General features: G+C 31.7%; 9 protein-coding genes and 2 tRNA genes. 1 reads left to right on the top strand and 10 read right to left on the bottom strand.

Annotated elements, in window-relative coordinates; genetic code table 11:
- Nucleotides 1-57: 57 nt before the first annotated feature.
- The 6 genes from ABE048_RS03790 to ABE048_RS03765 all read right to left on the bottom strand — a co-directional run bounded on the left by ABE048_RS03790 (nucleotide 58) and on the right by ABE048_RS03765 (nucleotide 7,438).
- Nucleotides 58-146: transfer RNA gene (locus ABE048_RS03790), tRNA-Leu, on the bottom strand.
- 9 nt (nucleotides 147-155) lie between these two features.
- Nucleotides 156-230: transfer RNA gene (locus ABE048_RS03785), tRNA-Gly, on the bottom strand.
- 260 nt (nucleotides 231-490) lie between these two features.
- Nucleotides 491-1,705: a hypothetical protein gene (locus ABE048_RS03780; protein ID WP_430309228.1), complete on the bottom strand. Its 1,215-nt coding sequence runs from the start codon at nucleotides 1,703-1,705 to the stop codon at nucleotides 491-493.
- A 262-nt stretch (nucleotides 1,706-1,967) separates the two neighbouring features.
- Nucleotides 1,968-2,903, bottom strand: a complete 936-nt coding sequence (locus ABE048_RS03775; protein ID WP_430309226.1) for a C39 family peptidase — start codon at nucleotides 2,901-2,903, stop codon at nucleotides 1,968-1,970.
- A 102-nt stretch (nucleotides 2,904-3,005) separates the two neighbouring features.
- The gene (locus ABE048_RS03770) at nucleotides 3,006-3,818 is read right to left on the bottom strand and encodes a sulfurtransferase (RefSeq protein ID WP_430309225.1); all 813 of its coding nucleotides are present in this window, start codon (nucleotides 3,816-3,818) and stop codon (nucleotides 3,006-3,008) included.
- A complete protein-coding gene (locus ABE048_RS03765) occupies nucleotides 3,818-7,438 on the bottom strand; it encodes a dynamin family protein (protein WP_430309223.1) in 3,621 nt (1,206 codons plus the stop codon). The genes ABE048_RS03770 and ABE048_RS03765 overlap by 1 nt, the downstream gene beginning before the upstream one ends.
- Nucleotides 7,439-7,797: 359 nt before the next feature.
- Here ABE048_RS03765 and ABE048_RS03760 point away from each other — a divergent pair, with 359 nt between their 5' ends.
- On the top strand, nucleotides 7,798-8,253 hold the full coding sequence (locus ABE048_RS03760; protein WP_430309221.1) for a chemotaxis protein CheX: 456 nt from the start codon (nucleotides 7,798-7,800) through the stop codon (nucleotides 8,251-8,253).
- Between the two features lie 192 nt (nucleotides 8,254-8,445).
- On the opposite strand, the gene ABE048_RS03755 is transcribed toward ABE048_RS03760, so the two are convergent.
- The 4 genes from ABE048_RS03755 to ABE048_RS03740 all read right to left on the bottom strand — a co-directional run bounded on the left by ABE048_RS03755 (nucleotide 8,446) and on the right by ABE048_RS03740 (nucleotide 11,123).
- Nucleotides 8,446-8,841, bottom strand: coding sequence for a hypothetical protein (locus ABE048_RS03755; RefSeq protein ID WP_430309220.1), 396 nt, complete (start codon nucleotides 8,839-8,841; stop codon nucleotides 8,446-8,448).
- Nucleotides 8,838-9,044, bottom strand: coding sequence for a helix-turn-helix transcriptional regulator (locus ABE048_RS03750; protein WP_430309218.1), 207 nt, complete (start codon nucleotides 9,042-9,044; stop codon nucleotides 8,838-8,840). Before ABE048_RS03750 ends, ABE048_RS03755 begins: the two co-directional genes overlap by 4 nt.
- Nucleotides 9,045-9,289: 245 nt before the next feature.
- Nucleotides 9,290-10,240, bottom strand: coding sequence for an ABC transporter permease (locus ABE048_RS03745; protein ID WP_430309216.1), 951 nt, complete (start codon nucleotides 10,238-10,240; stop codon nucleotides 9,290-9,292).
- Nucleotides 10,209-11,123 carry an ABC transporter ATP-binding protein gene (locus ABE048_RS03740; protein WP_430309214.1) on the bottom strand — a complete coding sequence of 305 codons (915 nt, stop codon included), beginning with the start codon at nucleotides 11,121-11,123 and terminating at the stop codon, nucleotides 10,209-10,211. The genes ABE048_RS03745 and ABE048_RS03740 overlap by 32 nt, the downstream gene beginning before the upstream one ends.
- Nucleotide 11,124: the final 1 nt, after the last annotated feature.

The following is an 11,124-nucleotide window of genomic DNA, read 5'->3' as shown; positions in this document are numbered from 1 at the left end:
GTTGAGCTATGGGCGCATATATATATATAACATTTCATTATACTTAGATATAAAAGATGGTGCCGAGGACCGGAATCGAACCGGTACGGTAGTCACCTACCGCAGGATTTTAAGTCCTGTGCGTCTGCCAGTTCCGCCACCCCGGCATCTCTTAATGGAGCGGAAGACGGGGTTCGAACCCGCGACCCCCACCTTGGCAAGGTGATGTTCTACCACTGAACTACTTCCGCATTAAGGACAAGATTTATTATATAGTACATATTTTATAAATGCAACACTTTTTTATATAAAAATAATAATTACTAGAATTCCCTCTTGAATCTTTCTAAAAAAGTTTAACTAAAATTTTGTTCAAAAGCAAGTTAGTATTGTCTTTAAACAGTTTAAACTAATACTTTTTAGGTAGCCACTTCTTGGTTTTTCACATAAGATAATCCTTTTGTAGCCATAATATTAAAGGTTTAGACAGACCAACTACTCATCAAATGAATTAATATTCTGGCCAAGGAAAATCATTTTCATAATACTCTTCCTTTAAGCGGTTTAAATCATAACTCCATTTTTCAATTGCATTTGCGTACCTCTTGCAATCTTCTTCTCTTCCCATTTTAAGTCGTATTCTTTTTTGAAGTTCATAAACTGTTGCTTGTAAACTATAATTTTTGATAAATTCCTGTAAAGCTGACCAACGTTGTGCATCTGTACGGCCTGTTATTTGGTATCCAAAATTTCGAAGCTCGCTATAACTAGGATGACGATACCTATAAGATTTAGGCGTAGACTTTTTGTTCTTTTTTTCAACATTATAATAGTTTTCAATTTCTTCTTCCTTAAAAATTCGTTTTAAAATATATTGAATCATTTCAGTTTTGAGTAAGTCTAGGCATGATTCATTTTGTTCGAGAACTGCAACAAATTCTTTAAAATTTACTTGATCTCTTTTGACAGTATAGTGGTTATAGAGGTTATAAAGTTTTTTTGATAAATAATTCCCACTATTGTTATAAAAAAATTGAAATCGATTATCTTTTTGATAAATTGGTAACCTTTTGTAATATATTATGTATAGTAGAATATTTAGACCATCTTCATCGTTATATGAATATAACCTTCCTGATTGTACAAGTTCATTTAGTAAATGTTTAATCATATCTAACATTTTATTTTTATGATAAGCGTACAATAATGCTCGTATATTCTTAGCTGATGCTTTTATGAATAATTGATGGTAGAATTCGTAGTTCTTTTTATATTCTCTTTTAATCGTCCTACATTGAAAATAATTAAAATTAATCAATGATTCACTAAATATCTGCATAAATTCTTCAATGTATTCCTTAAACATCGAATCATTAGAAGCTATTTTAAGCAAATAGATTATTATTTTAACTTTTTCATCATTTGTTATTTCATCACAAAGTAAAATAGTGATTCCCTCAGTAAAATCCATTTTAATGTTTTTGGTATGAATCTCTTTTAATAATATCTTTCTTTCATTCCTCAAATAAAAATTCATTTTATTCAAAGATTTGAGACTAAATTGTAATTCCTCCATTTCATTTTTTAACTGTTGAATATGGTTATCACGATTTTCAATTTCCATTGATAATGCCTTAATTTGTCTTTTATTGATATTTTCCATTTCCCGTAAACCTTGTTCTAATTGTAAGGTAACCTCTGTCAATAGAGTTTCTTTAGAAAACATCATTTCACCTCGTTTTAAATATTCTCATCTTCGAAAATAAAAAAAATTGATGATGAATTGAAAAAGCATTTAAGTAAAATTACATATTTTACCTCTTTTATTTTCTACAATTCGACAACAAATAAATAATCCCTCTTATTTTTTTAAAATTATTAATAACTAGAAAAGCACTTATGAAATTGATTCGTTAGGTATATAAAATTATAAATTAAAAAACATCTCCTTCATTGTTCAAAAGAACAATAAAGAAGATGTCTACTTTTTAGTGTACTACCACTGCATATTTTAATGCATTATACGCACGCTCAAATTCATATTTATTTACCCAGTATACACCTTTGTCATTAGGGTCTACTACTTTATAACGTTTTGTTTTACTACTATATCCAGCTAGTGTCATAACATGCAAATTATCCACCATTTTAACATTTTTCCCTGCTGAACCCATATCCCATTTCGTCCACTTTGGTTTTGAAAAACCCAAGGTAACGTAAACAACTATTGGATTGCCTGCTGTTAATTCATTTCGCAAGTCTTTTGTTGAAGCACCTGTAATATCTTTTACTGTACTACTATATTTCTTTCCATAATTCGCTAAAGCTTTAGGAAAGATTGATTGAAATACGCCATCAATAGCATAATAAGGGGATCCAGCAAAGCCCTTATAAGGATTCCTTTTTGTTTTAGGCATATTATTTAAGAATTTCTTATAACTTGTCTTTTGGGCGTAACCTTTATATTGTAATGCTTGTTGCAAACTTGCTCCTTCACAACCAAACGGTGCATACAATGGCTTCATCTGATTGATATAAGGAACATCTAGTGAAATTGCTTTTTTGTCACCACTTGATTTATAAATATATTTTTTCGTCAAGAGAGTACCTGATATCCAACCATATTTAGAACCAATTTTAATTTTGTACCAATATGTTTTTGTCGAATTTTTTTTTCGAACAGTTGGTTTAATGGTTGTCCCTTTCTTTAATGTTGTTAAAACTTTATAGTTTGTTCCAACGCCAGAGCGGACATTTCCCGCTGTTTTTAAAACATATTCATTTGAAACTTTTTCTTCAGAAGAAGCAGCTTGCGTTATGATTGGTTGTGCTATGATGCCTGCTAAGTTAGCTGCTACAATTGTTAAAGTTAAATAAGTGATGCTAAGTAATTTTATGCATTTTCTTGATGGGGTTAATAACACTGTAAGCCTACTTTCTATGAATTAATTATGTATGATAAAAGGGTATTTCCCCTAAATCTACTAAATCGTATCATAGAAATTATCCTTACTAAATCTGCATTATTACCCTTTTTCTACTTCATATTTAGTAATCCAGTCACTATAGCTTCCTGTGTATAATTTCACATTTTCATAATTCATTTCTTTTAGAACTGCAAATAGTGGTGATGCAGTTACCCCACTTCCACAATAAACAGTAATCGGTTCATCTTTACTTACAACATCTAGTAAAGTATCATTTGGAGCTAAAAATCCTCTTTCTTTTAGCTGTTCCCAATCATAATTTAAAGCACCTGGAATATGTCCTGCAACGTTGTCAATTGCCTCTTCTTCACCTCTATAGCGAATGTTCGCTCTCGCATCTAGTAATGTACGCTTTACTTTACCGTCAACGATTGCTTTTACTCCATCACGATCAGTATAGAGTTGATCCTGCCAATTTATTTCTAAATGAGTTGTTTCGGTAACAGTTTTTTCATTAGTAGTTTTAAAGCCTGCTTGAATTAAAGCTTGATAACCTTCTTGAATCACTTTTACGTTTTTGAAGCCACCATATTGCAACATCCACCATGCTCTTGCTGAGAATGGTGCTCCCCCTTGATCATAAACTAAAATAAATTGATCCTGATGTAAACCACTTTGTTCAAATAAAGTTTTTAGCTGCTCCTTATCAGGCATTGGATGTCTTCCTTCATCCTTTTGCATATCCGATAAATTTTTTTCTAAATCCCAATACACGGCGTTTTCAATATGACTTTCTTCATATAAAGCGTATCCTTCAGTAGGATTTTGTAAGTTGAAACGAGCATCAATCCATTTATATTCATGTTGCTTTAATAATTCTAAGTCTTTAACTGAAACAAAAACATTCCCCATTAATTTTTCACTCCATCCATTAAAGATTCATAAATTACTTTCCATTCTTCTAATTTACTGCTTTCTTGAAGTAGTGATTTTTCTATATCTATTTGTTGGCCTGCCTGTCTGCTAATATATAATCGTAGTTCTTCTGCTTCTTTTGTTATTACATCTTCTAACCATTTTTTCATGCGTTCAGATTGTGTATCAAGGTATACTTTTGCATCAGGCTTTGTTAATTCTTCAAGCGCTACACGAAGTTTTAAATTATCTCCCTTTTCAAAGAAGGACTTACCATTTTTAAAATAAGATTTTACAGATTCATAAGGTTTTGTACTTGAAAAAGGACCTGTATATTCTAATATTCCTGGTTCTTCAACTTCAAAAGGCATAAATGAAAAGCTTGCATTGATGTCTATTAGTTGCTTTGTATCATATAAATAGCGTTCTTGTATTTTTTTCAAAATGAATTTTACCAATCGGAAGTTTGTAACACGCATTTCTTGTTCAAAATCAAAACTCAAGCTTGATAAAACTTCTTTTAAAGCAATATCTAATGCAATTGCTGATGATCTCGTTGCAAAAGTTGTAGGATTATATCCTTCCTTGAAGAAATCTGGATAGCGATAATACACACGTTGCAACACGAAATACAAAAGTTCATCTAATTCTTGTAAAGTGTCCTTCTCAATTGTTTGTGCAGCAGAATACATAAAACGTGTATGAATATATTGTTCTAATTTAGCCAGTTCAGCTAAGCGTTCATCTTTTCGCTTCAAATTGTCTTCTGTTTGGTGGATAAGCATGCGTAATCGTTCTTGAGCTTTCTCCGTTTCCTCTACTAATGCTTGTACAGCTAGTGCTGTTAGTTCTTCTGATAAAAAGTGGTGGAAATTTTCTTCGAATAGAGCCATACCAGAATCAAGTGTATTGTTTTCAACCTTTTCTTGTAAGGCAAGTAGACTAGAAACACCAAATAGTCGTGGTTTACGAATACCAAAACGTTGTAATTCTTGTCTAACATAGGTTTTAACATCATCAGCTTCCTCGTTATTTGAGGCAAGGTCTATAGCGTTGACAACAAAGAACATTTTATCTAATTCAAAGGCATCTTTTACTCGACCTAATTGAATTAAAAATTCGCGATCCGCCTTTGCAAATGCATGGTTGTAATAAGTGATAAATAGAATAGCATCTGCATTTCGAATGTATTCAAATGCCACTCCTGTATGTCTAGCATTGATTGAATCCGCTCCCGGTGTATCAACTAACGTCACACCTAATCGTGTTAACTCGCAATCATAATAAAAATCAATTGTATCAACGAAACAGCTTCTACTTTCTTGAGCTACAAATTTTTCAAATTCTTCGCGATTAGTACGAACTGTACTACCAAGATTCTCTTTAAATTCAGAATACCCTTCCTTGAAAGCACGAATAAATGATTTATGAACATGTAAGCGTTCATCTTCTAATTCTTTTGTTAATGCCTCTTCAATTTTACTGTACGCATCCTCTAATGAAGAAACACGAACTCCTATTGCACCAAAGCTTGCAATAATATCTTCCTGTAACTGATCAATCGTTTTTAAATGTACATCTGCCGTTTCATGTGGATGATCTGGTGTAACAGGACGAATTTTATTAATTGCAGCAGTAGTTGGATTTGGTGAAACAGGTAATACTTTTTGGCCCATTAGTGCATTGGAAAAAGAAGATTTCCCTGCGCTAAATGCACCAAATAATGCAATTGTAAAATCTTTTTTCTCTAAACGTTTCACTTTATTTTTTAAATAATTTGCAACTTCTGAGAAACCATGAATTGGTGCTACAGAATCTGCCGTCTTTAAAGCATTTTGAAGAGCTGTTGCTGTATGAATAGAAACTCCTTCATTTGTCTGCTCATCAACTATTTCATCAATATCCAATTGTTCTTCTTTTACAAGCATTGATGGATCAAAATGACGTATTTTTTCAAATGCTTCTTCGTGATCTTTTGACCATGTAGACACAAATTGATCTGCTTCTTTATTTACTGTTTCATTTGAAACTGATTTTTGCACTTCAAAATACTTTTCTTGTTGTTCAATTACTTCAACCGCTTCAATAATTTCAACTTTTTTTTGTAATACTGCACCTTTTTTCTTTAACGGTGCAATAGTTGTAAACGATAGCTCTTCAATATATGAAGCTTTTTCAAATTTCCAATCATCTGTGTTTTGCTTATACCATCTCTTTGTGGCGTTTGCTACCCGATTTGCAAAATTTAATAAAGCATCTCCCTCAATACCGGAGTCCAATTTTACTTGTTCTTCAATTACACTCATTGGTAGCTTTAAGGTTAAATCATCAATTTCATGAGACATTTCGTCTGTTAATGCATTTACTTCCTTTAAAGATTGCTTCATTAACGCTTTTAAATGACCTGAAATTTGTGAAGATGAAATTTCATTATATTTTTCATATAAAGCCTCTTTACGTGCTTGTTTTTCTGCCTGTGTTTTCTTCGCAGCAAAAAACATGCCCATTTTAAAATTAGGTTGAATACTTTCTAGATAAAGTTTTAAACTCTCACGTAATTCAAATGGCATTATAGCAGCGTTTTCTAGCAGTTCATCACGTCGATCATCAAAACTCTTTTGCCAGTTAGTAGCTGAATATAACTCTAATTGATGTAAGACTGTTTGATAATCCGATGTAATTTCATCACGAATTTCCCATTCTTCTTTAGATAATATTTCTTCATTATTTACTAATAATTCTTGTTTATTTGAAGTTAGATATTGTTCATGCTCTTTGTGTAGCTGCTGTAATGTCTTTTCAGCTCCCGCAAGCAAGTTATCTTGCCAACCATCCATACTATTCAAAACAATTTCTTTTACTTTTTTGAAATCATTGTGAGGATTAGTTGCATCACGTAATGATGTAAAGAAAATGCCCTTTGGTTTTACACCCCAGTTTGCAAAAGAGGTATAAACAGAGCTTGAAAAATCTTCAAATGAAAGTTCATTTTCTTTATGTTTGTCAATTTGATTGACAATTAGATAAAGATTTGGATTATATTTCATTAAATTTTTAGTGAATTGGAAATTTAATTCCGATTGAACATGATTATAATCCATCACATAAAACACAATATCCGCTAAGTGTAAAGCAGATTCAGTCGACATTCTATGAGCATCATCTGTTGAATCAACTCCCGGAGTGTCCATTACAGTGATTCCTTCTGGCAAGACAGAATCTTGATGCCCAATTTCGATTTGTGAAACAAGTGCACCATTTTTGGCAAATTCCTTCACCGTACGTATATCATAATTATCATCAAATATTACAGGATCTTGATCCATTAAATATGCGATTGCATAATTTTGATCTGATTTATGTACTTTCACTACATTTGCACTTGTCGGAATAGGGCTTGATGGCAAAAGTTCATCTCCTGTTAAAGCGTTAATCATGCTAGATTTCCCTGCAGAAAAGTGTCCTGCAAAGGCAATCATATATTCTTTATTTAAAAGCTTTTCAGCAAATAATTTTGTTTTTTGTAAACGTTCTTCATCTTCATTTTTCTGGTAGATTAAATATTGTACTGCAGTTTGTTTTAAGAGTTTTTGTAATTGCTGTTCGAATTCTTTCATGAAAATCTTTTACCCCTTTTAATAAATAATAAATTCATTCTACCACGATAACGCAAAAAAAATCCTCCTATTTATATAGAAGGATTTAATAAATTATTTTAAATGTGCGGTTGTCTGATTAAAAACATATTTCCCTATTGCTCCATAAATAATAAGTGTTGCACCTATAATTGCATAAACCAACTTGACCGCTCCCTTTTATAATTATTATTATATAAGTTTCATTACTGAACATGAAAATCATTCTCATTTGATGATTTAATCATAATAAAAAATCTATTTTTCGTCAAGGTTTGCTATTAAATTCTTTGTTTGCATGATAATATATAATAAAAAGGTCATATTTAAAGGAGATAATAATGAGCACATCGACGCAAGTCCAAGCTATTTTAAATAGTACAATACTTTCGCTCAAATCTGTTTTGCCTAAAGAAGTTCATGTTTCATCTCCTTCCATTACTTCAGATCCTTACGAACAATCTGAAATCGGTGTGTTAATCGGGATGGTTGGAGATTTGAAAGGACGTATTATCATTGATTCCACTCCAAAAACTTTTAGTGCGATCGGTGAAGCTATGTATGGGATGCAACTTGAAGGTGAAATGTTAGAATCTTTTACTGGTGAATTTGGGAATATGGTCGCGGGTAATCTTTGTACATATGTTGCAGAGCAAAATTTGGAACTTGATATTACTCCCCCAACTGTAATGGTCGGGCATACAAAACTTTTTGGCTTTAGACAAGCATTTAAGTTACCTGTGAATGCTGACGGGCTCGGTGATTTAACCATTCTATTGACAATTGACCCTACCTGAATAGCATATGTATTCGAAAAAATGTTCATGACAAAAATGGACATTTTTTTTAATATGGAATGTATTACTTTACATTTGCTTGATTTTTTTAAGTTAAGGATACATCTTTAACCTGTAGTTGGGCTGAAATAGCTAGATATAAAGAATTCTTACCTTATTCATCATCTTCTACATCTGTTAGTTTTTTCATTCTCAAACGATAGATATAAATATTGGGAATAAGAAACAAATAAATAAAATGACGCCCATTAAAACTCCTAGTGACAAGCCTGAATTAGAAGTAATCGTAACAAAATAAGCAACTAATACTGAAATGCTAAAAAATATTACAATAGAAATAATAAATGATTTTAAGGTATTACGAATTTCTTTTTCGTGCTCAACACTAATACTCATTGATAAATAAGCAGATACAGCACCTGAAATAATAAATACAAACCAAACAGGATTTTCATTCATTGCTTTAAATCCATTCATAAATAGTTCATATCCTAAAATACAAAGAATACCAAACGTTTGAACAATATAAACAACCCTGATATTTTGTAAATTTCTAAGAACTAATCGCTCGTCTGTTATCTTCTTCATACAAAGTCATCCCCCTCAATCCAAAATAGTTCATCTAAAGTTGTATTTACTGCATAACAAATCTGTAGACACAACTTTAAAGATGGATTATATTTTCCTTTTTCAATTAAACTAATAGTTTGCCGAGTTATCCCAACAGCATCAGCTAATTGTTGTTGCGTTAAACCAGCTTTAACCCTTGCAACCTTTACCATATTTTTCACTCTACCACCTCTAATAAATAAAATGTAACATATAAATTACTTAATGTAATATATATGTTACATTTTATGAAAAACTACTTGTTCTATCTTTATTCCAGTGGATTTTTGAATTAGTTAGTGCTGTCCAAAAACCTATTTTTAAAATGATAAAAGAGACAACGAAAACAATTCGATTTTCGTTGTCTCTTTTCTTTTTAGGGACTTATTAGCCACCCATGTAAATTGACCATCAATTTCCTTTAACTTTAAGCAGTTACATCCCGTTTTACAAATGAAATAAAGCTTGCAAATAGGAAAAGTACTGTATAAATTGCTAATATTGTTAGAGAAAATGGCATTGTCAAGCCATCTACAATAGAAAAACCAGTCTCAAATTGAGTTAGGTCCATATTTGGAATCCATAAATATTTTATAAATTCATACTTACTCAATAATACTACAATACTAGATCCTGAGAAATTAATAAATAATGTAAGTCCAATTGCTAAAGAACTTGAACGGAAAATACTTCCAATCATGAAAGCGAAAACAATGGACATAAGAATGTCTCCAAATGTTAACAAATACATATACATTGAATGCGCAAGTAATGAAGATTCAACTACTTTATTCCCTTCAACAATTAAGTTTGTCCCTGAGGAGAAACCATATAATACTGCTCCTACAATTAAGTTTAATATCCATGTTAATATTGCCATTGATATTGCAAAAATAATGACTGTTAGTAGTTTTGAAGTTAATATTTTTGCACGATTAACTGGACGTGTAAGAAGCATCTTAATTGTCCCTGTTGCAAATTCACTTGAAACAATACCTGCAGCGATAATAGTCGCGAATAGACTGATTAGCGATAATAGCATAGAACTACCCTCAACATAAGATTGAGCACTTTCCGTATCAACAGGCTGTACATTGTTTTTTAAACGATATTCGGAAATTTGAATTGAATCTTCCGCATTTTGTATTTGTTTTTTCGAAAGATCTCCACTTTTAATCATCGATTGTTGTTGCTTAATAGATTGTTGTTCAGCCGTTTTCCAATCGCCTTTATTTTCTATATCCTTGTTACTTACCCATTTATGAACACCAGCCATTGTTATTATTGATATGACTAATATAATGAGCATCACCCAGGTTCCTTTTTTATGCCATAATTTCATCCACTCATTTTGCAATAGTTTTAGCAATTTGGCCACCTCCTGTCATTTCTAAGAATTGATCTTCAAGTGATTCATGATGCTGTTGTACAGAATAAATATCAATTCCTTTGTTTATTAAACTTGTAATCAGCTTTGGTACTTCTTTTCTTTCGATTACTACCAAATACCCTTTTGAATGTTTTTCATATTTATAATCTTGTTCCTTAAGAATTTCATCTAGAGGCTGTTCAACTTCAATATAATATGTAGATTGCTGTTCAACACTCATTTCGCGAATATCAATTAGCTCTCCACTTTTGATAACGGCAATACGATCACAGACTAACTCGATTTCCGCAAGTAAGTGACTCGATACAAAAATTGAAACATTTTCTTGCTTAGCAATTGTTCGAAGATGTTCCCTAAATTCTCGAATTCCTGCAGGATCTAGTCCATTCGTTGGCTCATCTAAAATTAAAAATTTCGGATGATGTAATAATGCTTGAGCTAATCCTAGTCTTTGTCGCATACCTAGTGAATAAGTCGATACTTTTTCATTTATACGGTTTTCAAGTCCAACTAATCGTACAACTTCAGCAATTCTTTCTTTTGTAACATTGTCGTGCATTCTAGCAAAATGAAGTAAGTTTTTATATCCTGACATAAATTTATACATCTCAGGGTTTTCTACAATAACACCTACTTTGCTAATTGCCTTTTCAAAGTTTTGTGATAGTGAAATTCCATCGATAATAACTTCACCTTCTGTAGGATTCATTAATCCAGTCATCATACGTATGGTAGTTGTTTTACCAGCTCCATTTGGACCTAGGAATCCTGTAATTTGTCCAGGATAAAGTTCAATATTCAAATCTTTGATAATTTCTTTTCCCTTAATTGTTTTTGATAAATGCTTTAATTCAACGATTGGTTTCATCAAA

It is taken from the genome of Rummeliibacillus pycnus, assembly GCF_050459865.1.
Classification (GTDB): domain Bacteria; phylum Bacillota; class Bacilli; order Bacillales_A; family Planococcaceae; genus Rummeliibacillus; species Rummeliibacillus pycnus_B.
The sequence above is the reverse complement of the archived record's forward strand: the minus strand, read 5'-3'. Positions and strand labels throughout refer to the sequence as shown.